Below are 22,867 nucleotides of genomic sequence, written 5' to 3'. Positions count from 1 at the left end.
TTTTATTTTTAACTGCGGTATATTTGCAGCAGACTGACTTTTCGTTACATTAAGCACAAACGCAAAAGAAAAAATAATGTATGCATCGACTTGGGCTAATTCTTCTCTTCTTGGCTTTACTTTGGTTGAGCTATCAAACTCATGCGCACTATCAACTCCGCTATAACGCCTGGTCAGATCGTCTGCTACATCCTTTTGACCAACGCCTGCGCTTTAAGGTGGGCGATGTTGATCCCCGCTTCGGCTTAACCCAAGCACAAGTGATTGAACTGACTCAGGAAGCAGTTGACATCTGGCAGCAAGGTACACAGCAAACGCTTTTTGTTTACGATCCCAATGCCAAACTCAGTATTGATCTGATTTATGATCAACGTCAGCAAGATGCCAATGATTTTAAAACCACTCAAAACCATCTGGATCAGCACAACCATCAAAATCAACGCTCTTCGGACAATATTGAACACACTCGTAGTCAACTTGAATTGACTCAACATCGTTTAGAACAGCAAAAACAGTTACTCGAAACCGAATACCAGCAGTTACAGGCTCAACGTGCGACAGCTCAGTCTCGGCAACAGCAGCAATATTTACAAGACCAACAGCAGCAACTACACCTAAAAATCCAGCAGTTTGAACAAGAAGTCTCTTACTATCAGCAACAAAATCATTCTTTTAATCAGCAGGTGGATCAACACAATCTGAATATCCAGCAGTACAATCAACAGATTGTGCACGCCCAGCAGCGTTTTCCCGCTCGGGAATTTCACAAAGGCGTGTTTATGGGCAATAAAATAGAAATTTATCAGTTTGATGGGCCGGATGATCTCAGACTGACGCTTGCGCATGAATTGGGCCACGCCTTAGGACTGATGCATCACGATGATCCACAAGCCCTAATGTATCCGATTTTAGGGGAACAAAATCTAGTGCATTTTCAACTGAAGCCGACTGATTTACAACTGTTTTTGGCACGCTAGGCCAGCACCTTCAAATACCCATAGGTTTTATAAGGCATTCGGTCGATTTGCACAGCAAAAGATCCAGTTTCATGCTATTGTGATAGAACCATCCACACAGCAAACTGAGCGGAGAACAATGTGAGTTACTATCATATTCTCATTGAAGTGAATGATCATATCAGCACTATTGAACAAACTCGTGATTTAGAATTGTTTGATATTATTGAAATTCAGCCTTATCTCTACTCTATTCTCCTGCCATATTTCAATGAGCAAGAAATTGAACTGGAAGATGAAAATATTGAATTTCAGGATATCTTGCATTTAGAAATCAAGCAGACTTTGCTGCCAATTCAACACCTGATTGAAGAAGAACAACGACTCTTACCAAGCGATACAGATGTCACCATTACCGCACATGAAATTTTTAATAACCGTGATTTAAGTCAGGATGTCACTACTGTGATTTTTGATATTCTAGAAGCGGTAAAACTTGATCCGATCGAAATCGAATAAAGCACCTTAAATGCAATGACGGTGCAGATACACCGTCATATTTTAGTATTTTCTACTGCATCATCAGCTTGGCATTTTCATGACGAAATGCTGTTAAAGTTTGCTGACCAGCTCGTCCTGTCGGATTTAAACCCAAACGCATCTGCTCATCACGAATGGCTTGTCGGGTTTTATCACCAATCAAACCATCTACTTTGCCAATGTCATAGCCACGATTGAGTAAATATTGCTGGATTTCACGGCGTTCTGCACGTGATGTCCCTGCATCATTGGTTGGCCAACTTTGTTGAAACTGACCTTTGCCTTGTAAACGATCGGATAAATGGGCAATTGCTAGAGCATAGCTTTCAGCCGCATTATAACTATAAATGGCATCAAAATTTTTAAACACCAAGAATTTCGGACCATTTTCACCTGCTGGTGCCATTAATCCTGCAGGCGTACTGGCTGATAAATTACCTTGAATTAAGGCACTGCCATCCGCACGCGTCACGCCTTGATTCATCCAATAGGATAAACTTTTCTTATTGCGACGCCCTTCACCAGAAATCGAGAGACTCACTGGTGTAGTCACCTCAAAGCCCCATGGCATACCAGTTTGCCAACCACGTTTGCTCAGAAAGTTGGCAGTGGAAGCTAACGCATCGGAGGTACTCGACACCAAATCACGGCGGCCATCTCCATCAAAATCTACCGCCAGTTCTTCATAGGTCAAAGGCATAAACTGGGTATGTCCAAATGCACCCGCCCAAGAGCCATACAGTTGATCTACGCTCAGATCACCGCGCTGTAAAATACGCATGGTGGCAAAAAACTCGCCACGGAAGTAACTTTGCCGACGCCCTTCACAGCTGAGTGTACCTAAAGCCTGTAATAAAGGATAACTCCCTGAAATATTACCAAAATTACTCTCGACACCCCATACCGCAACCACAGTTTCGGCAGGTACGCCATAGGCTTGGGCAACCCGATTTAAGACATTCTGATGTTGGGCAAGTTTTTGTTGTCCCATCTCAACCCGTTCTTTATCCACCAAACCTGAGAGATAATCCCAGATAGGAGTTGAAAATTCTGGCTGATAGTTCAACTTGTCAATGACGCTATAATCTGGCGTCAAATTCTGGGTATAACGATCATAGGTAGAAGCACTGACACCTGCAGCAAGTGCTTGGCTACGCAAATTTGATAAGCAGCCTTGAAAATTTTGCTGCGAACTATAACTCTGCTTTGTTAAGTTATTGTTATAAGTGGAAACAGTAGCTGGTTGCCCATTAATAATCAGCTCTGCTTGGGATGGTGTTGCAACCCAAAAAATGGATCCAAAAATAAAATAATTGACTCGTTTCATCATCACTAAGGTTTTAAATTCAAATTATGCGTTTACCTTAACACTCCAACACAAAATTGACAGATAAGAAACGTAACTTTGAATTCATTTCCTTGGTTTTAAATTCATAATTTGCTTTTAAATTTAAAAATATCTTATCCACACCCCATATTCAGCTTTAATTTAAATTCAAAAGCAGCTTTTTAAATTCAAAACCCAAGATTTGAATTTAAAACAGGTTATCCACAGCCGTATTTTTAAATTCAAAGCCAACAACCCCAAACTTCAGAAGATTTCATGCGAATTATCTGGTTTAGGATCAATATTTGAATTCAAAATTCTCATTTTAAATTCATAAACACCCGTTTTTAAATTCAAAAAAATGAATTTAAAGCTGCATTCTTTTTTGAATTCAAACTATTTTATCCACAATTGATGATCCACGCTTCTTTTAAATTTAAACTTTCCATCCAAATCCAGTTTTAAATTCAAAGTTTAATTTCTGTTTTTTTATTCTTAATCAACAAAAAAACATGCTGTATAGCTTATTTTTCATTCTTTCAACCCACAATAAAAAGCTCAAATTTACGATAAAAGGCAACCTCTGAGCTTAGGGTCGCGTAGCATGCCTGAGTTCAAGGCATAAAAAAAGCGATCCACAGAGTGATCGCTTTTTTGCTAAACAGTTCAGGATTTAAATGGTCATATCTTCGCTTAATGCTAAAGGCACTGGCAAAATTTTTGCCAATTGACGGCATAAACTGGTCAATTGACTGCTGTCATTCGGCATGAGTGTGATGTGTCCAATCTTGCGACCTGCACGTTCTGTTTTGTTATACAAATGCAGATGTGCACCATTCAAAGCCAAAACCTGTTCAGATTTTGGATATTGTCCAATGATATTAATCATCACAGTCGGGCGCACGACTTCCGTTGAACCCAAAGGTAAGCCTGCAACTGCACGAATATGATTTTCAAATTGTGAACAGACTGAACCTTCAATTGACCAATGTCCTGAGTTGTGCACACGTGGTGCCATTTCATTGGCAAATAGACCTTGTTCTGTCACAAACAATTCTAAGGTGAGCACACCCACATAATTCAAGTGATTCAACAAACGCGTAATATAGTCTTGTGCAACTGGCTGTAAATCTGCACTGTTTGGTGCAGGAACAATCGAATGCGACAAAATCCCGTTATGGTGATGATTTTCCGCCAAGGGCCAAGTTTTGACTTCACCATCTTGACCACGGACTGCGATAATCGACACTTCACGCGAGAACGTCACAAAACTTTCTGCAATCAAGCTCTTGGCAGGACCAAGTTCAGCCCAAGCCTGTTCAATTTGCTCTTCGCTACGCAGGACAAACTGACCTTTGCCGTCATAACCACCTGTCGCTGTTTTCAACACCAGTGGTAAACCCAGCACAGCAACGGCTTGTTGTAAACTCGCTAAAGAATCTACTGCTTGATACGGCGCGACAGGAATCTGTAATTGATCGAATAAGGCTTTTTCCATTAAACGATTTTGTGCTGTCGCAAGGGCTTGGCGCGGTGGGTGAATCATTTTACTTTGAGTTAAAAGATCCACATCCGCAAGCGGGGTATTTTCAAACTCTAGACTAAAAACGTCTGCGCTTTGAATAAACTGGTGCAAGCCTTGTTCGGTTCGGCTCGAAATCACCGGGCCCAAAGCCGCAGAAGGGCAGTCTGTATCTGCTTCAAAGAAGGTACATTGAATATTCAGTGGCAAGGCAGCCTGCGCCATCATACGACCCAATTGACCACCACCAAAAATACCGATGGTTTTGTTCATAACCTGTGTCCCGTTTAAGCTTGACCCGGAATGTTATTGCTTGCCACTTTTTCGGTTTGAGCAGCGCGGAAATTTGCGACATTGGCCGCAATCTCTGGGCGAGTTAAACCTAAAATTTGAGCCGCCATAATCGCTGCATTGGTTGCACCCGCAGGACCAATTGCCAATGTACCGACCGCAATACCTGCTGGCATTTGTACAATTGAAAGCAGTGAATCAACACCATTTAAAATAGAAGATTTAACTGGTACACCTAACACAGGTAAGTCAGTTTTTGCTGCACACATACCTGGTAAATGTGCTGCGCCACCTGCACCAGCAATAATCACTTGAATACCGCGCTCACGTGCAGTTTCTGCATATTCAAATAAGCGATCTGGGGTACGGTGTGCAGAAACAACTTCAGCTTCAAATGGGACACCAAGTTGCTTAAGCATATTGGCAGTGTGTTCGAGAGTCGCCCAATCAGATTGAGAACCCATAATAATTCCGACAAGGGGTTGAGCGTCTTGTGCTGCGGCCGCATTCATTGCTAATGTTCCAGAGACTAGAGTGAAAGAGGTTAAATCTCGACGATAGCCAAGCTTTAAATGGTTCAGAAGCCGAATATTATAGACTGATTTTTCATCTCACCAAAATTTAAGCAGGGCTGTTGTGAAATATTTTTTAGTTTTTTTAACTAAAAGTCGCTAAATGCTGATCCGAATGAAAAAAGCCATGCTATAGGCAGAGCGTCTAGCAGCACAGGCAAAAATGATCATACAGCTTGGTCGGCGAGCCAGCAGAGTAGAGGGGCAATTCAAACACAGCCCAAACCCTTGCACATTTACTGGCTTCTAAATACAAAATATACGCAACCCAATAAACATAAACCCGCCCAAATATAGTCGAGCTTAAAAGGTTGCTTAAACATATACATCATAAAAGGCACGAAAACCAATAAGGTCATGACTTCTTGGGTAATTTTCATTTGCCCCAAAGACCAGCCATCTTGAGCCAATAAGCGTGTGGCAGGAATCATAAAAGTATATTCAAGCAACGCAATCAACCAGCCAAACAGAATCGCTTGCCACAACGGTGCACCATGCAAAAACTTGAGATGCCCATACCAAGCCAAGGTCATAAAACAATTGGAAATCACCAACAATGCAAAAGGGGTTAGCATGGTATGTATCATTACGCTACATTCACAATCAAGACCAAGAATGGGCTGAAAAGTATACGCCAAAGTACCCATTTTAGGGGATTTTATCGACTTTAATCCTAGAAAAGTTTTGGTTAAATTGGCCGTCTAAATTGATACAAGAAAAACTATCTTTTCCCGAAGAGCCTTGCTATCGTTGCTGTCAAATTGAATCAATTCTGACAACAACACCAATGATGAAGTGCTGTGTCAAAAGCAGTGGAGTTAAAAATAGATGCATCTGCATATTTTGGGTATTTGCGGCACCTTTATGGGTTCATTGGCGTTACTTGCACGAGATTTAGGACATCAGGTGACCGGTTCAGACCTGAATGTTTATCCGCCCATGTCCACCCAACTAGAAAATGCAGGCATTACCTTAATGCAAGGCTATGACCGTAGCCACTTACAACCACATCCTGACTTGGTTATTGTTGGTAATGCCATGAAACGTGGCATTGATGCAGTTGAATATATGCTGAATGAAGGACTCCCGTATATTTCCGGTCCACAATTCCTAGCCGATCATGTCTTGCAAGGCAAACATGTGCTCGGTGTTGCAGGTACGCATGGCAAAACCACCACCACCACCATGCTGGCTTGGGTGCTTGATCAAGCGGGTTTAGAACCGGGCTTTTTAATCGGTGGCGTACCACTCGGTTTTTCTGAAAGTGCACGTTTAGGCGCTGGCAAATACTTCTGTGTCGAAGCGGATGAGTATGACTCAGCATTCTTCGATAAACGTTCCAAGTTCGTGCATTACCATCCCAAAACAGCCATTCTCAATAACCTTGAATTTGACCATGCGGACATTTTTGATGATTTGGCTGCGATTCAAAAACAATTCCATCATCTGGTACGCACCATTCCAAGCGAAGGGCGCATTATTGCCCCGATTACCGAAACCCATATTGACGAAGTCTTAGACATGGGTTGCTGGACTCCTGTGCTGCGGACCTCTTTAGAAGCCCATGCTGATGCCGCACTCTCTGCGGAACAGCTTTCCGCAGATGGCTCACACTTTAAAGTCTTACAGCACGGCGTGGTCAAAGGCGAAGTGAAATGGAACATGACTGGGCAACATTCGGTTGCGAATGCCTTAGCGACTATTGCTGCGGCAGAACACGTCGGCGTAGCGATTGAAACCGCTTGCGAAGCCTTATCCAATTTTGGTGGTGTGAAACGTCGCATGGAACTGTTAGGGACCATTCAAGGCATTGAGGTTTATGATGACTTTGCCCATCATCCTACTGCAATCGAAACAACATTGGACGGTGCACGTAAGCGTTTAGGCGAGCGTAAACTATGGGCGATTATTGAACCTCGCTCCAATACCATGCGTATGGGCAGTCATAAAGATGGCTTGGCACATTCAGCGCGTTTGGCCGATGAAGTAATTTGGTATCAACCCGAAGGTTTGGACTGGGACTTACAACCTGTCGTGGATGCAGCACCGAATAAAGCCGTGGTTGCCCGTTCTCTGGAAGATATTATTCACACCGTGGTGACTGAAGCGGGGCAGGGCGATGCCGTGGTGATTATGTCGAATGGTGGTTTTGGTGGCTTACATCAGAAATTGATTCACGCCTTAGAAACACAATAAAGCCTGAACTGATTCAAAAGCCCGCTTTCAGCGGGCTTTTTTATTTTTTTCAATCTTGTATTAAAGATTACGCAGCAACATCCAACAGGCTTTGGTCACGTTTAAACATCACATCGACATAAGAACACACGGGGACAATTTTGAGCTGTTGTTCACGAGCATATTCCACCAACACATCCAATAACTGACGTGCCATACCTTGCCCCCGCAAACTGTCATCCACCCAAGTATGATCAGCCACAATCGTCGTCGCATCGCGCCATACATAGCTAATTTCAGCAATGCGCTGACCTGCAGCATCATTCAGAAAAAATTCACCTTTTTGCGCATTATTTTGATGTTGAAACTGCATTATCAGCTTTCCTTTATACGGAGAAATTGCAGTTAACATGCCACAAACACTGCAGAAAAAACACCCGGTATTTTTATGCCTCGACCAAAGTTTAAAATCTGGTTACACCTTCATCAAGAAATCACCATTTTAAGGGATGAAGCCTAACCAATTTGTTTCTATGCTTAACATGTAGCACGCACAGGAGCAGCGACATGTTCATTTATTTTGTTTTAATGCTCTGTGGTTCATTATTAGCGAAAATACTAGCGCAATATGACAGCCCAGTTCCGTTAAAACTCTAACAATCAGACTCAAACTTTTTACTGACCCAAAACCAATGACAACGGGAAGGGGCTTGACGCTATTGTTTTATATTTGCACTTCGGCTCAAAATATGCGATTCTTGCCACATATTTTGGATTCAGTCCAATACAGAATTTGAACAAGGGGAGTAGCCTCCTCCAAACGTCGATCACCATATGGTGTGCAGACGTGTCAGAATATCGTCATTACACTTTGCAAAAAGTCGGTATCTGAGCATTACCTAAGGTAATGTAGGCAAGACCTTGATCATGTTGACACAGATGTTTTTATCATCTGGCAACAGGTCAAGGTTTTTTTGTGACCAATTGCCAGATGCAGAGGATTTTTTATGGAATCTATCGGCAATTTATGGCTGTATTTGGTCTTCTTCGGCATTGTGATTATCATGCTGTTGATCGACTTTCTTGGGTTTAAACAAAAGCAAGGACAACCCGTTGCCATTAAAACGGCAGCTTACTGGAGTGTTGCTTGGGTCAGTGTTGCCATGCTCTTTGCAGGCGGACTCTGGTTCTATTTACAACAAACGGTTGGGGTAACCATCGCCAACCAAAAAACCATGGAATATTTGGCGGGTTATTTGCTGGAAAAATCGTTGGCGATTGACAACGTCTTTGTCTGGTTAATGATTTTCGCAGCCTTTGCCATTCCACCTGCACTACAACGTAAAATCTTACTCTACGGCGTACTGGGCGCCATTGTCCTGCGGACCATCTTTATTTTCATCGGGGCATGGTTTGTTCAAGAATTCTCTTGGATTTTATACCTGTTCGGCGCGTTCTTGGTCTACACAGGCTTTAAGTTCCTGAAAGGGCAGGACGATGATCCAGACATTGAAAACATGCCATTATTGAAGTGGTTACGTAAACATTTACGCATTACTCCGACATTGCAAGGGGATAAATTCATGGTTCGCCAAAATGGCGTGCTGTGGTTTACACCGCTGTTTTTAGTGTTGGTTTTGGTTGAAGCTTCGGACGTGATTTTCGCCGTCGACTCTATTCCTGCAATATTTGCGGTGACTAGCGATCCATTCATTGTCTTAACGGCAAACCTGATGGCAATTTTGGGTCTACGTGCCATGTTCTTCTTGCTGTCTGGTGCTGCTTCGAAGATGCATTACTTACCTTATGGTCTGGGCATTATCCTGTTATTCATCGGCTTTAAGATGTTAATGCTCGATGTATTCCATATGCCGATCTGGATTTCTCTAGGCTTTATTGTGATTGTGCTGAGTATCACTGCATGGCTATCGGTTCGTCACAATAACAAGCAATTACCACCATCTGCATAAGCCGAATATTCACACGGCTTGATCAAACAGATTCAGTTCGCTGAATCTGTTTTTTTTTGCTCAAGATTAATCTGTTCAACTTCAGTTTAAAACAAAAGTTCGAATTTCCTCTCTTCCCATCAAACATTCATGCATTTGGCAAAAAACTTGCTTGATTCAAGACAATAATCCAGATGAGTCAAACCTTATGAATGCGATTCCGACCCTCAATCCCATCTCGATGCCTTGTCAAAGCCAATTTGAACCGAGTGACTGGGAGATTTTGGCCCAATTTTGGTATCCCGTAGCCCGTATTCAAGACGTTTCGATACAACCGCAACGCGTAACCTTACTGGATGTTCACATGGCACTTTATCAAACCGAAGCGGGTGAAATTCATCTGGTTCGGGATCTATGTCCGCATCGTGGCGTACCCTTGTCCAAAGGCTGGGTGAAAGGCGAGGAGATCATTTGCCCTTATCACGGACTGCATTACAACACCCAAGGTCAATGTACCAAAATTCCGGCTCAGCCTAATTTAAACAATATTTCCTCACGGTTTAACCTGACACCATTTCCCGTAATTCTGCGTTATGGCTTGGTCTGGACCAGTTTGCATGCCCGAGATATCTCTCAAACCAATATCCCAGTATTAGAAACTTGGGAACAGTCAGAGCATCAATCCATTTTACCGCCCTTGGTCGATATTGCTGGCTCCAGTGGTCGGCAACTCGAAGGATTTATTGATGTTGCCCATTTCGCATGGGTTCATCATCAAGCGTTTGCAGACCGAGACAATCCCGTAGTACCAAAATACCAGACCGAACGCACCGCATATGGTTTAAAAACGGTGTATATCAGTAATGTCAGCAACTACCCGCATGGCTTACAGCACTTGGCTCCTGACAACTTTGTATGGGTTCGCACTTTTGACGTCTATCCGCCTTTTTCAGCCATTCTCAGCATTGACTTTCCCAACGGCGGCATCTTAAAGATTCTGAATGCTTGCTGTCCGGTATCACACAATCAAACCCGCTTATTTGTGCCCTTAACCCGTAATTTTGATCAAACAGGTGATTTAGAATCGGTTTATGCTTTCAATGCACAAATTTTTGCCGAAGACCAAGACATGGTGGAATCACAGAAACCGGAAGAACTGCCGCTGGATTTAATGATGGAAGCCCATTTTGAAGCAGACCGTTCTTCCACCACCTATCGCCGTATTTTGGCAGAGTGGGGACTGAGTCAACGTTATACAGTTTAGTCAGACATTTTCAGGTACAATCAATCGAAAAAATAAAAGTTGTAGGTTTTCCATGTCTTCATTGTTGCAGACCACCGTGGTTCGTGGTCGTTTCTTAGATATTCAAAATTTAGTTGCTCAAGCTGCGGATATCGCAGATCAAGTCCGCTATTTAGAAGATGGCGTCCTCATCAGTGAAGCTGGAAAAATTAAATGGTTTGGCCCGTGGCAAGATGCAGCTGCCCATCTGCCAGAAGGAATTGCAATTCAGCATTATCCCGAAAAACTGATTGTCCCGGGCTTTATTGATACTCATATTCATTTCCCACAAACCGAAATGGTCGGTGCTTACGGCGAACAACTGTTGGAATGGCTAAATACCTATACTTTTCCAACAGAAATGCAATTTGCCGATCCTGCCTATGCAGCTCAAATTGCCGAATTCTTTGTGCACGAACTGTTAAAAAATGGTACGACGACAGCCTTGGTGTTCTGTACCGTGCATCCTGAATCGGTGGATGCCTTGTTTGAAGCAGCACAGCGCCAGCAGATGCGTCTGATTGCAGGTAAGGTGATGATGGATCGTCATGCGCCTGATGCTTTGTGTGACACGCCAGAACGTGCATATAGCGACTCCAAAGCTCTGATTGAAAAATGGCATGGCAAGGGGCGGGCACTGTATGCCATCACCCCGCGTTTTGCCCCAACATCGACCCCTGAACAATTACAGCTGGCTGGACAACTCAAAGCCGAATATCCCGATGTGTATGTGCATACTCATCTCAGTGAAAATAAAAATGAAATTGCCTGGGTCAAAGAACTCTTCCCAGCACAGCAAGGCTATTTAGATGTTTACCACCACTATGGACTTACCGGTTCACGTTCTGTTTTTGCCCACTGTGTGCATTTGGAAGACAGTGAATGGGAATGTATGCATGCCACGGATTCTGCAATTGCATTTTGTCCAACCTCCAATCTGTTCCTTGGCAGCGGTTTATTTCCCTTAAAGAAAACGTGGGAAAAACAAGTCAAAGTCGGTTTGGGCACCGATATTGGGGCGGGCACGTCGTTCAATCAGCTACAAACGCTAAATGAAGCCTATAAAGTCCAGCAGTTACAAGGGGATAAACTGTCTGCCTTTGAGTCGCTATATCACGCCACTTTAGGCGGTGCCAAAGCCCTCAGCCTAGAGCATCAACTGGGTAATTTTAAGGTTGGTAAAGAAGCCGATTTTGTTGTGTTAGATTTACATGCCACAGCACTGCAAAGCTTAAGACAGCAACGTGCCAAAGGGATTGAAGATGCCTTGTTCGCGCTGATGACGATGGGGGATGATCGTAATATTCATGCCACTTATGTGTATGGTCAAGCTGCTTATGTCCAAGCCGAATCAACCCAGCACTAAGTCACGCTGCACATTCTCGCTATGTCTGCTCTTGCTGGGCTGCAGTGTTGTGCTCCGCGCGGATACACGCAAAAAGGATAAAAAATAGACAACAAAGGATGCATCTGATTTTAACTTGTATTAAAATAGAGGCATATTTTGAGGTGTTGCAGGTCAACACCTTTTTTATTTTTTGATTTTTAGGTATCTGCCCATGACCGTTCAAATGAGCGTAATGATTTCAGCTGAAGAGATCCAAGCGAAAGTGCAAGAGCTTGGTGCTAAAATTAATGCCCACTATGCCCAAAGCGATAAAGAACTTGTCTTGATTGGCTTATTACGTGGTTCCGTTATTTTTATGGCTGATTTATGCCGAACAATTGAAAAACCGCATGAACTCGATTTTATGACGGTTTCGAGCTATGGCAAATCCACGGTGTCGAGCCGTGACGTGAAAATTTTGAAAGATTTAGACGGCGAGATTCGTGGTAAAGATGTCCTTGTGGTTGAAGACATTATTGACTCAGGGCATACCTTAAGCAAAGTCCTGGAAATCTTACAAACTCGCGAACCGAACTCCATCGAGCTGTGTACTTTAGTTAGCAAACCGTCACGTCGTGAAATTGATTTAGATGTCAAATTCCTCGGTTTTGAAGTCGAAGATAAGTTTATTGTGGGCTATGGTCTCGACTACGATCAAAAATATCGCCACATTCCATTTATTGGTGAAATTGGTCTCTAAGTCTTAGACCCGTTCCATTCTTAAAAGCCTTTTAAAGCGGTGATTCATCGTGTTTAAAAGGCTTTTTTTCTGCTGCAGTTAAAATGTCCACCACACAAAAACACGACACTCGGTTGCATTTTTACTGTTGGGTCGCACCAGCATATTCTTCAAAATCATAAAGATCACTTAATGCTTCATGCAATGATAACAACAAGGAGAACTCTATGTGGTCACTGATAGTTGCCATTTTTGTCGGTTTTATTGCGGGTCTAATTGCGCGTGCCATCCATCCCGGTGACGACAAAGCTGGCTTTTTGTTTACCACCTTATTGGGGATTGCGGGTTCGTTATTAGCAACTTATGGCGGACGTATGCTCGGACTTTACGCCGATCATGCCGCAGCAGGATTCTTCGCTTCGGTCCTTGGTGCGATGATTATTTTGTTTATCTACAATCTGTTCAGCAAAAAATCATCAGCTTAATGCATAAAAAAAGCCTTTTCAGCCTGAGCTGAAAAGGCTTTTTGTTGCCTGTGTTAATTACAAACCGAATTCCTTCCAGATCAACTCAATTTGCTCCGCAGGGAAGCCACCTGAGGTTTTAAACCCATTTGAGAAAATAATGGTTGGTGTACCTTTCACCCCTAAGGCTTGTCCGAGCTTTAAATTCCGCTCGATTGGATTAGCACAGCTCTTGTTGCCCGCAGGAGCAATCCCTTTGGCAATCAAGTTTTCCCATGCATAACTCTGATCTTTTGCACAATAGACGGCTTTAGAAGGTGCAACAGACTGCGGCTTAATTGGATAGATGAAAGTATAAATGGTCACGTTATCCAGTTTCTTTAGTTCAGCCTCAAGTTGTTTGCAATACGGGCAATTTGGGTCAGAAAAGATGGCCAACTGACGTTTACCAGTACCTCGTACAGTTTTCACCGCATCCTGTAACGGGAGTTTTTTCCAATCAACTGAATTTTGTTTTAGGATCAAGTCTTTGGTCAAGTTCTGCTGATCCTTGAGTCGGATCATCGACCCGACCAGCATATGCTGTGCATTTTCCCCTAAATACACCACCTGACCATCCATAGACCCACTGTAAATGCCCGGCATTTCTGTGGCTTGAATATTCTGTATTTTCAACTCTGGATGTTGTTTGGCAAGATTGGTTTTGACCTGCTCGACACCTGCAAAACTCGACCAAGATGCTAAAGCGGCCACTACAGCGACCATGGTTTTTTTCAACATGAATTCGGCTCGTTCACGTAAGTTATCAAAGTACCTCAGTTTAATCATAATTATTATGCTGATTGAAAGTTTTTATCAGGTATTTGGTAAAGCAAAGACCTAAAGGTTTCACGTGGAACCAGCAGAACTCAAACCGATAATGGATTAATCTCAACTGAAATATGCACAATTTCATCATGCACAGCCAAGGCCTCGCGCACTTGATCTGCCGTTAAAGTTGCATCACTACTCAGGGCCAATATGCAGGCAAATTTGCCTTTGGCCACTTTCCAGACATGTAAATCGGTCACTTCCACCGCAACACCCAAATCTGCAACCACTTCCCAAATCTCATTCACTACAGGATGGTTCATCTCTGCATCCAACAAAGTTTTTGCCGTTTCCTGCATCAGCGCTACAGCCCAGCGTGCCACCAAGATTGCCCCGACAATCCCTAACAGCGCATCCAGAAATGACCACCCCATATATTTTCCTGCAAACAAGGCCATAATGGCAAATACTGAAGTCACCGCATCCGCCAGCACATGTAAAAATGCGGCTTTTTGATTGAGATCTTGCTCATACGAATGTGTAGATGCCTCATGATGGTGATGGTGATGGTGATGGTGATGGTGATGGTGATGGTGATGGTGACCATCATGCAAAAGCCACGCACAAATCAAGTTCACCAACAAGCCTAAAATCGCAATTGGAATCGCCTGATTATATTGAATATCAACAGGATTAATCAGACGCTGTAGTGAATGCACCGCCATAAACACAGCAACCACCAACAGTAAAATCGCACTGCTATAACCCGCTAAAATTTCAATTTTCCACGTCCCAAAACTAAAGCGCTGATCCTGTGCATAATGCCGCGCTGCCCGATAAGCAAAATACGCCAAGCCCAGCGCCAACATATGCGAACTCATATGCCAGCCATCCGCCAGTAATGCCATGGAGTTAAAAAACCAACCGCCAATCACTTCTAATAACATCATCACTGCCGTTAAAATAGTCGCGATTAAGATTCGTTTTTGTGCGAGAGGATTGCCAGTATCAAATTGATGACTATGGCGTCTGGGCATTGCGGAATGTTGCATAATGTTCTCACCAATATACTCCCCAGTAGTATATTTATTTTTTGGAGGAAAGTGTGGGCCATTTATATGAAGATAAAAAAATTAAGAATCGAGTCAAACGTCTGCAAGGACAGATTCAGGCAGTCGATCAGGCGCTGATGCAACCTGACAGTTCATGTATTGATGTGCTGCAACAAGTTGCAGCGGTGAGGGGGGCCGTGAATGGCCTGATGAATGAGCTGGTTGAAGCACATCTGCGGCACCATGTATTGAAACAGCATAGTGAGCTGGATGAAGCTGAACTTGCAGAATTTTTAAAATTATTAAAACGTTATGGTTGATCATTGTTAAAGCGCTACTTTCAGCATAAGCTGTCAAAATTCTTTCATTCCTACAGGTCTAATTTTTGACCGCTTTTTGTGATGCTTTATGATGGTTCAACACGCGTGGCGACCTTTTGCCATCATCAGCTTGGCCTTATGCATGGGTACGATTGGCACAGCACTCGCGAGCCCACTGTATCCGCTCTACCAAGAGTTGTGGCATTTGCTGCCGAGCCAAATTACCTATATTTTTGTCGCCTATATGTTTGGCTGTTTAGCCACGTTGTTATTCTTGGGACGCGCCAGCAATAGCTTCGGTTTTTTACGCACCCTGCAAGTGGGTTTGATCTTTGTAACTGCAGGCTTGCTCCTCTCTGCCTTGGCCAGTCATGCCTTATGGCTAGGTGTCGGGCGTTTTATTATTGGTATTGCTTCAGGACTGATCAGTACCTCGGCCATGTTGGGCTTAATGCACACCATTCCAGCCAGCCATAAAGCCCATGCTCCACAGCTCAGCTCCATCATCACGGTCATAGGTTTTAGTCTTGGCCCATTTATTGGCGGGGCTATTGCTCAATTTTCTTCTGCGCCGTTACTGACACCCTACCTACCGATTATTGCCGGTGCTATCTTGTGTTTCATGGCATTGTTGTATTTAAAAACGCCAGTGATTGAAGCACAGCCTTTCTCAATTGCCCCGCATTTAGAATTGCCTGTAGCGGCTGCACATACCCATTTTTTTATCGCGGGTTTGACCGCATTTTCCGCCTTTGGTGCCTTTAGCTTATTTGCCTCACTGTCAGCCTCCTTTGTCAAAGATCTGATTCCTTGGCATGGCCCCTTGGTCAGTGGTCTCGCCATCTCCAGTATTTTATTTATTTCTGCTGCGGTGCAATTTAGCGCCAAATCGCTTTCTGCTGTGCGCAGCTTAAACTATGGCTTAATCTTCATGCTGGTGAGCTGCCTGTTGCTGGCGCTGTGCATGTATACGCAGTGGAGCCTGCTGTTTGTGATCAGTGATATCGGGGTAGGTTTAGGGCATGGTCTGGGCATTATGGGGTCTTTTGGGCTGATTCATCAGATGACCAATAGCCAGAATCGAGCGGCTGTGATTTCCACGTATCTGTTCATGGGATATTTAGGAACCATTGTACCGATTGTCGCCGTAGGCTACTGTGCGGATGTGTGGGGTTTAAATCTGGCCGTCATGGGGTTTGGCATAGGCATGGCGCTGCTCTGCGGCAGCTTGTTTTTTTGGCATCGCCAACAAAAGGCTTTACTCCTCATGGAATAAAGCCTTTCTAATGCTGCCTTCAAAGAACAACCGTGTTATATGCAGCCCATTACTTGCCAATACAGAATGAACCAAAGATTTTCCCAAGCAAATCATCCGCACTGAATTCCCCAGTGATTTCACCCAAGGCATTTTGCGCCAGACGTAATGATTCTGCGACCAGCTCACCCGCATGAAACACCACCAGCTGCTCGTGCGCTTCTGCAAGATAGTGCTGTGTACGCTTCATTGCGTCTAAATGACGTGTTCGAGCAATAAAGGTATCTTCTTCTGGCTGGAAGCCTGCATGCGCTGTAATCGCATCTATGAGCGACTGAACGCCTGTTTCTTGCTTCGCTGAGACAGTAATATGTCTAAAACCCTGAAAATCAGAAATTTGTGCCGCTGTTGCAGTCAAATCACATTTGTTACCAATCAACATTAAACGTTTCGGTTCCAAATGATGCTCAAAATATTCACGGGCCAATTGTAACGGATCTTCACCTTGGCTTAAGTCATACACCAATAACAATAAATCGGCCTGTTCAATCTCTTTAATGGCGCGACGAATCCCTTCTTTTTCAACCACATCACCTGTTTCACGCAAGCCTGCAGTATCTGTCAGGGTGATCGGCAAACCATTCAGACTGATCTTCTCATGCAAAACATCACGAGTTGTCCCGGCAATATCGGTCACAATGGCACGCTCAATGCCCGCCAGAGTATTTAACAAGGAAGATTTACCCGCATTCGGTTTGCCCGCAATCACTACCTGTAAACCTTCACGCAGCAATTGTCCTTGGCGTGCAGATTGCTGGACTGCGGCAACTGAGTGCTGCACCTCTTCCAACAACGCCAAAATCTTGCCATCCGCCAAAAAATCAATTTCTTCTTCAGGGAAATCAATCGCGGCTTCCACATGCAAACGCAAGTGAATCAACTTTTCCAGAACTGTGTTGACTTTAAGCGAAAAAGCCCCCTGCAAAGAGCGCACAGCTGAACGTGCAGCCGCTTGCGAAGTGGCATCAATTAAATCGGCAATCGCTTCTGCTTGCACCAGATCCAGCTTGCCATTTTCAAAGGCACGCATGGAAAACTCACCTGCTTTGGCTGCGGTTGCACCTAATTCCAAGCAACGTGACAGCAGGGCATTTTGAATCACAGGTCCACCATGTCCCTGCAGCTCAACCACATCTTCGCCAGTAAACGAGTGCGGATTTGGAAAGCAGATCACTAAACCTTCATCCAAAACTTCTTCTGCGGCATCCCAAAACTGACGGAATCCAGCCATACGCGCTTGCGGTAATTTTTTTTGCGTGAGTTTTTCCGCAATTCCGTAGGCTTGAGGGCCTGAAAGACGAATTACACCCACACCACCACGACCTGGCGGAGTAGCAATCGCTGCAATAGTGGTTTGATGTTGCATAAAATTCACCTAACGTTTAGCCCGAATCGAACCCAAAGAAAAATCCGCCTAAGATTACCATCTTAAGCGGATTTAATCAGCTAGTTGCTGTGAGAAGCTGCTTATGCACCTTCTTTCGAGCTACGTGCCTTTTCAACCGATTTATTAATAAACCATTGTTGTGTAATGGTAATCGTGTTGTTCACAATCCAGTACAGTACCAAGCCTGCTGGGAAGAACAACATAAATACCGTGAACATGATTGGCATAATCTTGAACACTTTTGCCTGCATTGGATCGGCAGGTTGCGGGTTCAACATTTGCTGAATGAACATGGTCACACCCATCAACAACGGCAAGATAAACCAAGGATCCATGGCTGACAGATCTTGAATCCAAAGAATCCAAGGTGCGTGGCGCAGTTCCACACTTTCCATTAAGACCCAATACAAAGCCAAGAAGATCGGCATTTGCAGTAATAATGGTAAACAGCCTGAAAGTGGATTGACTTGCTCACGCTTGTACAATGCCATCATTTCTTGAGAGAAGCGCATACGGTCTTCACCGAACTCTTCTTTCATGCGCTGCATTTCTGGTGCAATCACACGCATTTTCGCCATTGAGCGATAGCTCTTCGACGACAATGGCCACAAGATCAGTTTCACCAATACTGTCAGCAAAATGATTGACCAGCCCCAGTTCCCCACCAAGTTATGGAAGAATTGAAGACCTAAGAACAATAATTTTGCGATTGGCCATAACCAACCATAGTCCACAGTCTGATTCAGACCTACAGCCAAATCTTTCAATTCAGACTGAATTTTAGGACCTGAATAGAACGTCGCATCAACTTCCGCCACTGTCCCCGCAGGCACATTGATGGTTGGAGAAGTAAAACTCAGGATGTTCATATCATCACTTGATTTACGCGATTCCAATTTGGCGCTATAAGTTTGACCATTGGCTTGGGTCAACTTCAACTCGCCAGGAATCCATGCGCTCACAAAGTAATGCTGCACCATCGCAATCCAGCCACCTTTTGCTTCAACACTTAACTTTTCATCGTTAAAGTTGGCAAATTTAAGCTTATTGTAGTGCTCTTCAGGTGTTCCCCATGCGCCACCCAAGAAGGTACCCAAGGTGAAAATCCCTTGATCCGATTTACCTGGATCTTCTGAATTGTCACGCTTTAATTGACCAAACATCTGGCCTTGCCAGTTTTGACCACTGCGGTTCACCACTTTGTGGTTCACGACAACTGGGTATTCACCTTGTGTGAAGGTAAAGGTTTTAATGATTTCTACGCCATCAGCCGTTTTAAAGACCATTGGAACAGAAAGCACTTGAACTGACTTGCCGTCTTTATCTTTCGCTGCTTTTGCATCAGCCAAAGTATAAGCAGATTTCTCAATTTCATAGACAGGGCGACCATTACGACCACTGTCAGGTCCATTCAGACCAATTAAACCAGATTGAGCAACATACGTACGTTTGGCATCGCTTTCCAGCATAACAAACGGTTCATCGCTATCTTTGTTTTTATCATGATTGAGTAATTCAACACGAACAATATCACCACCTTTAGGATTAATCCAAAGATGATAAAGGTCAGTTTGAACTGAAATAAGCTGTTGACTTGCTGCCGCAGTCGATTCTGTCGTTTGCTGAGCGGCAATATTTGCTTGTGGCACATCTGAAGCAGCTACTGCTGTATGTCCATTTGGCAGGTCGGCAGAAACTTCATGTGAAACAACTGCTGCAGTTTGTGGCTGCGGTGCTGTTTCCTGATGACCGTAATCCTTTTGCCATGCCAAAATAAGCAAATATGCGACGACAAACATGGCTCCTAGAATTGCAATCCTGGCCCATTGTTGCATATCTATTACCCCAAAAAGTTAGAGTGATTTTGATTCCATAAACATCTACGAAAGGGTACAGCAACGTGATGCGTTTGAGAATCGATTTGCTGAAATGAAATAAAACGAATTGCTTTTAAGGGAACAGGATCATAACCCGAGCCTCCCCATGGATGACACCGACAAATACGATTTGCAGCCAACCACACACCCCGTACAGCTCCATGCGTATGGATTGCTTCCAATGAATATTGAGAACATGTAGGTATATAACGACAGCGCGGCCCCAATAAAGGACTGATCGCGATCTGATAGAATCGAATGAACCAATGCAGCACACGTACCATTGGCTTTCTCTACTTCTGTGGGGAGGGAGCTATTTTTGAATGCTTTTTGACAATGCGTTGCAGCTTTTGCCAAGCAAATTGTAATTGCTGATGCAATTCAGAATTGGGCACTGCTTCTATACCTACTTTAGGCATAACAACAATATCCAAGGCATCCAAATGCATTTGATGCAGGCGAAAACTTTCGCGAGCAAGTCGTTTTACTCGATTCCTTTCATGCGCACGGCGCACTTTTTTCTTGGCAACAACAATTCCCAAACGACTATGAGGTTGTTTGGAATGTGTTGCAAGAAACAAGAAGTGGGGTTGGTGCACTTTAAAAAGCGCACCATCAAACACGACTTTATAATCGGCAGCACAGCGAAGACGCCGCTCTGCGCCGAAGTCATAAAGTGTCATAACACCCAAAATCGTTTAAGCATTAACAGATTAAACAGTTAAGCTGTGACGACCTTTTGCACGACGGCGAGCTAATACTTGACGACCAGCTTTAGTAGCCATACGAGCACGGAAACCATGAACGCGCTTACGCTTTAATTCAGATGGTTGGAATGTACGTTTCATATCGAAACTCCAAAAATTGATCTTTCTATAAAGGTCCGCGATTTTAGTGTTCATTGCTTGAGCTGTCAATCAAAAACACGGTTTCAGACCAAATAAACTTTGAATAAATAAAAACTAGACGGTAAGCATGTTATTCACGTTTTTAGACCGTCTCTATTTATTCACACCATAATAACTTGTTAAATAATGGAAAATAAGTTATAAACAATATTATGCACAAATTTATCCACATAGCTATAAACAAGATTCAGTTTTAAATTTAAATTTATTCGCAATCGAAGTTATCCACATCAAAAGCAATCCTTATAAATAAATTCAAATTTTAAAATTTAAATTTATTCTTATTAGGGAGCTGTTTTTCTGTGGAAAACCACTTTTTACCCTATAAAAACAAGAGTTAATATTGTGGATATCTATGTTTTTAAGATTTTAACGAATTGTGGATAACTTGGGTGTTATTTTTATCCACAGTCTGTGAGTATTTTTATCCACACCAGGTTTTGAATTTAAATTTAGATTGTTTATTTCTTTTTTGAGCAATTTCTGCAGAATTCTTCATGACAGATGTGGATAACTTGGTTAGAATGGCGACCCGCTTTGGCGGACACTGGTGTTTTTAAATTTAAAAATGGATGAATAGGGGTTTCACATGCTTTGGACAGACTGCTTAACTCGCTTGCGACAAGAGCTCTCTGGAAATGTTTTTACAATGTGGATTCGCCCTTTAGTTGCTGAAGAGTTAGATGACACTTTGCGACTATATGCGCCTAATCCGTATTGGACGCGCTATATCCAGGAACATCATTTAGAACTCATTACGATTTTGGCAGAGCAGTTGTCTGAAGGTCGCATTCGTCACGTCGAGATTATGGTCGATTCTCGTCCAGGCGCGATTTTGTCTCCACATGAACAACCTGCGACAACAACGGCTGCATTGGAATCGGCTCCGCCGTCTCCTGTGGCAAAAATGAAGAAAGAAAAAGACGATTCACCATTAAAGAACAAAAAACGCTTGTTAAATCCGTTATTTACTTTTTCTTTATTTGTTGAAGGTCGTTCCAACCAAATGGCGGCCGAAACTTGCCGTAAAGTATTAACTCAATTGGGTGCATCGCAACATAACCCATTGTTTTTATATGGTCCGACCGGTTTGGGTAAAACTCACTTAATGCAAGCCGTGGGTAATGCCTTATTACAGGCAAAACCGAATGCACGTGTGATGTATATGACCGCCGAGAGTTTTGTTCAGGATTTTGTTAGCTCTTTACAACAAGGCAAAGTGGAAGAGTTTAAGAAAAACTGTCGTTCATTAGATCTGCTCTTGGTTGATGATATTCACTTACTGGCAGGCAAAGAAGCCAGTTTGGTGGAGTTTTTCTATACTTTTAATGCGTTATTAGATGAATCTAAACAGATTATTTTAACTTCTGACCGATATCCAAAAGAATTGACCGAGTTGGACGCGCGTTTAGTTTCGCGCTTCTCTTGGGGATTATCGGTTGGGGTAGAACCACCCGATATTGAAACTCGGATTGAAATTTTATTGAAGAAAGCGCAGAGCAGTGGGGTAGATTTACCGCGTAACTGTGCTTTGTTTATTGCACAACAAGTCGTGGCCAATGTGCGTGAATTAGAAGGTGCCTTGAATAAGGTGGTTGCGATTTCACGTTTCAAAGGAACATCGATTGATTTGGATGTGGTACGAGAATCGTTAAAAGATGTGTTGGCGATTCGTGCACGGACCATCAGTACAGAAAATATTCAGCGTGTAGTGAGTGAGTATTTCCGTATTCCGCTCAAAGAGTTGATTGGTCCAAAACGAACTCGAATTTATGCGCGTCCACGTCAATTGGCGATGGGGCTGGCACGTGAACTCACGGGAGATAGTTTTCCTGAAATTGGCATGGCATTTGGTGGTCGTGATCATAGTACAGTCATGCATGCCTGCGAAAAAGTGCAAAGCCTAAGAGAAGGTGATCCGATCTTTAATGAGGATTACAAAAACTTGCAACGCTTGCTGCAAAGTTAATCTAAACTGATCAAATTCTATTCTTGCAATGCGGTATATTCTGCCGCATAGTACACTGCTAAAAAATTAATTCATTTATTTTTCA

The 22,867-nt window shown here is 43.3% G+C and carries 23 protein-coding genes; 11 read left to right on the top strand and 12 right to left on the bottom strand.

The window, feature by feature from the left end; translation table 11 throughout:
• The first annotated feature begins 80 nt into the window (after nt 1–80).
• Both ACX17N_RS15865 and ACX17N_RS15860 read left to right on the top strand, forming a co-directional pair.
• The gene (locus ACX17N_RS15865) at nt 81–977 is read left to right on the top strand and encodes a matrixin family metalloprotease (RefSeq protein ID WP_458893536.1); all 897 of its coding nucleotides are present in this window, start codon (nt 81–83) and stop codon (nt 975–977) included.
• 120 nt (nt 978–1,097) lie between these two features.
• A complete protein-coding gene (locus ACX17N_RS15860) occupies nt 1,098–1,475 on the top strand; it encodes a hypothetical protein (RefSeq protein WP_458893535.1) in 378 nt (125 codons plus the stop codon).
• A 52-nt stretch (nt 1,476–1,527) separates the two neighbouring features.
• Here the strand turns inward: ACX17N_RS15860 and ACX17N_RS15855 are convergent, their stop codons facing one another.
• From ACX17N_RS15855 to ACX17N_RS15840, 4 genes are all read right to left on the bottom strand, one after another.
• Nucleotides 1,528–2,823, bottom strand: coding sequence for a lytic murein transglycosylase (locus ACX17N_RS15855; RefSeq protein ID WP_458893545.1), 1,296 nt, complete (start codon nt 2,821–2,823; stop codon nt 1,528–1,530).
• A gap of 673 nt (nt 2,824–3,496) precedes the next feature.
• A complete protein-coding gene (locus ACX17N_RS15850; protein WP_458893534.1) occupies nt 3,497–4,618 on the bottom strand; it encodes a 5-(carboxyamino)imidazole ribonucleotide synthase in 1,122 nt (373 codons plus the stop codon).
• 14 nt (nt 4,619–4,632) lie between these two features.
• Nucleotides 4,633–5,148 (bottom strand): 5-(carboxyamino)imidazole ribonucleotide mutase, encoded by a 516-nt coding sequence (gene purE / locus ACX17N_RS15845; protein WP_458893533.1) that lies wholly within the window; start codon nt 5,146–5,148, stop codon nt 4,633–4,635.
• Between the two features lie 296 nt (nt 5,149–5,444).
• Complete coding sequence (locus ACX17N_RS15840; RefSeq protein ID WP_458893531.1) at nt 5,445–5,783, bottom strand: DMT family protein; 339 nt, start codon at nt 5,781–5,783, stop codon at nt 5,445–5,447.
• A 253-nt stretch (nt 5,784–6,036) separates the two neighbouring features.
• On the opposite strand from ACX17N_RS15840, the gene mpl reads away from it, so the two are divergent.
• The gene (mpl, locus tag ACX17N_RS15835; RefSeq protein WP_458893530.1) at nt 6,037–7,404 is read left to right on the top strand and encodes a UDP-N-acetylmuramate:L-alanyl-gamma-D-glutamyl-meso-diaminopimelate ligase; all 1,368 of its coding nucleotides are present in this window, start codon (nt 6,037–6,039) and stop codon (nt 7,402–7,404) included.
• Nucleotides 7,405–7,471: 67 nt separating this feature from the next.
• On the opposite strand, the gene ACX17N_RS15830 is transcribed toward mpl, so the two are convergent.
• Nucleotides 7,472–7,756 carry a GNAT family N-acetyltransferase gene (locus ACX17N_RS15830; RefSeq protein WP_458893529.1) on the bottom strand — a complete coding sequence of 95 codons (285 nt, stop codon included), beginning with the start codon at nt 7,754–7,756 and terminating at the stop codon, nt 7,472–7,474.
• 634 nt (nt 7,757–8,390) lie between these two features.
• On the opposite strand from ACX17N_RS15830, the gene ACX17N_RS15825 reads away from it, so the two are divergent.
• The 5 genes from ACX17N_RS15825 (at nt 8,391) to ACX17N_RS15805 (ending at nt 13,165) form a co-directional block, all read left to right on the top strand.
• Complete coding sequence (locus ACX17N_RS15825) at nt 8,391–9,353, top strand: TerC family protein (RefSeq protein WP_458893528.1); 963 nt, start codon at nt 8,391–8,393, stop codon at nt 9,351–9,353.
• A gap of 187 nt (nt 9,354–9,540) precedes the next feature.
• Nucleotides 9,541–10,596: a Rieske 2Fe-2S domain-containing protein gene (locus ACX17N_RS15820; RefSeq protein ID WP_458893527.1), complete on the top strand. Its 1,056-nt coding sequence runs from the start codon at nt 9,541–9,543 to the stop codon at nt 10,594–10,596.
• Between the two features lie 52 nt (nt 10,597–10,648).
• Nucleotides 10,649–11,980, top strand: a complete 1,332-nt coding sequence (gene guaD / locus ACX17N_RS15815; protein ID WP_458893526.1) for a guanine deaminase — start codon at nt 10,649–10,651, stop codon at nt 11,978–11,980.
• A 193-nt stretch (nt 11,981–12,173) separates the two neighbouring features.
• Nucleotides 12,174–12,701: a hypoxanthine phosphoribosyltransferase gene (hpt, locus tag ACX17N_RS15810; RefSeq protein ID WP_458893525.1), complete on the top strand. Its 528-nt coding sequence runs from the start codon at nt 12,174–12,176 to the stop codon at nt 12,699–12,701.
• 206 nt (nt 12,702–12,907) lie between these two features.
• Nucleotides 12,908–13,165, top strand: a complete 258-nt coding sequence (locus tag ACX17N_RS15805; protein WP_458893523.1) for a GlsB/YeaQ/YmgE family stress response membrane protein — start codon at nt 12,908–12,910, stop codon at nt 13,163–13,165.
• A gap of 57 nt (nt 13,166–13,222) precedes the next feature.
• Here ACX17N_RS15805 and ACX17N_RS15800 read toward each other — a convergent pair whose 3' ends face one another.
• Together ACX17N_RS15800 and dmeF are read right to left on the bottom strand one after the other, a co-directional pair.
• A complete protein-coding gene (locus tag ACX17N_RS15800) occupies nt 13,223–13,924 on the bottom strand; it encodes a DsbC family protein (RefSeq protein WP_458893521.1) in 702 nt (233 codons plus the stop codon).
• Nucleotides 13,925–14,052: 128 nt separating this feature from the next.
• A complete protein-coding gene (gene dmeF, locus ACX17N_RS15795) occupies nt 14,053–15,006 on the bottom strand; it encodes a CDF family Co(II)/Ni(II) efflux transporter DmeF (protein WP_458893520.1) in 954 nt (317 codons plus the stop codon).
• A 53-nt stretch (nt 15,007–15,059) separates the two neighbouring features.
• Here dmeF and ACX17N_RS15790 point away from each other — a divergent pair, with 53 nt between their 5' ends.
• Together ACX17N_RS15790 and ACX17N_RS15785 are read left to right on the top strand one after the other, a co-directional pair.
• Complete coding sequence (locus ACX17N_RS15790) at nt 15,060–15,326, top strand: metal/formaldehyde-sensitive transcriptional repressor (RefSeq protein ID WP_458893519.1); 267 nt, start codon at nt 15,060–15,062, stop codon at nt 15,324–15,326.
• Nucleotides 15,327–15,417: 91 nt separating this feature from the next.
• On the top strand, nt 15,418–16,602 hold the full coding sequence (locus ACX17N_RS15785; RefSeq protein ID WP_458893544.1) for an MFS transporter: 1,185 nt from the start codon (nt 15,418–15,420) through the stop codon (nt 16,600–16,602).
• Nucleotides 16,603–16,651: 49 nt separating this feature from the next.
• Here the strand turns inward: ACX17N_RS15785 and mnmE are convergent, their stop codons facing one another.
• The 5 genes from mnmE to rpmH form a co-directional block, all read right to left on the bottom strand.
• The gene (gene mnmE / locus ACX17N_RS15780) at nt 16,652–18,007 is read right to left on the bottom strand and encodes a tRNA uridine-5-carboxymethylaminomethyl(34) synthesis GTPase MnmE (RefSeq protein ID WP_458893518.1); all 1,356 of its coding nucleotides are present in this window, start codon (nt 18,005–18,007) and stop codon (nt 16,652–16,654) included.
• A 101-nt stretch (nt 18,008–18,108) separates the two neighbouring features.
• A complete protein-coding gene (yidC, locus tag ACX17N_RS15775) occupies nt 18,109–19,863 on the bottom strand; it encodes a membrane protein insertase YidC (RefSeq protein WP_458893516.1) in 1,755 nt (584 codons plus the stop codon).
• A gap of 5 nt (nt 19,864–19,868) precedes the next feature.
• A complete protein-coding gene (gene yidD, locus ACX17N_RS15770) occupies nt 19,869–20,189 on the bottom strand; it encodes a membrane protein insertion efficiency factor YidD (protein WP_458893515.1) in 321 nt (106 codons plus the stop codon).
• A gap of 9 nt (nt 20,190–20,198) precedes the next feature.
• Nucleotides 20,199–20,588, bottom strand: coding sequence for a ribonuclease P protein component (gene rnpA / locus ACX17N_RS15765; protein WP_458893514.1), 390 nt, complete (start codon nt 20,586–20,588; stop codon nt 20,199–20,201).
• Nucleotides 20,589–20,618: 30 nt separating this feature from the next.
• Nucleotides 20,619–20,753, bottom strand: coding sequence for a 50S ribosomal protein L34 (rpmH, locus tag ACX17N_RS15760; RefSeq protein ID WP_000831329.1), 135 nt, complete (start codon nt 20,751–20,753; stop codon nt 20,619–20,621).
• A 649-nt stretch (nt 20,754–21,402) separates the two neighbouring features.
• Here rpmH and dnaA point away from each other — a divergent pair.
• Nucleotides 21,403–22,782, top strand: coding sequence for a chromosomal replication initiator protein DnaA (gene dnaA / locus ACX17N_RS15755; protein ID WP_458893513.1), 1,380 nt, complete (start codon nt 21,403–21,405; stop codon nt 22,780–22,782).
• Nucleotides 22,783–22,867 lie beyond the last annotated feature (85 nt).

The sequence above is a fragment of the Acinetobacter sp. GXMZU3951 genome (assembly GCF_054457875.1).
The sequence above is the reverse complement of the archived record's forward strand: the minus strand, read 5'-3'. Positions and strand labels throughout refer to the sequence as shown.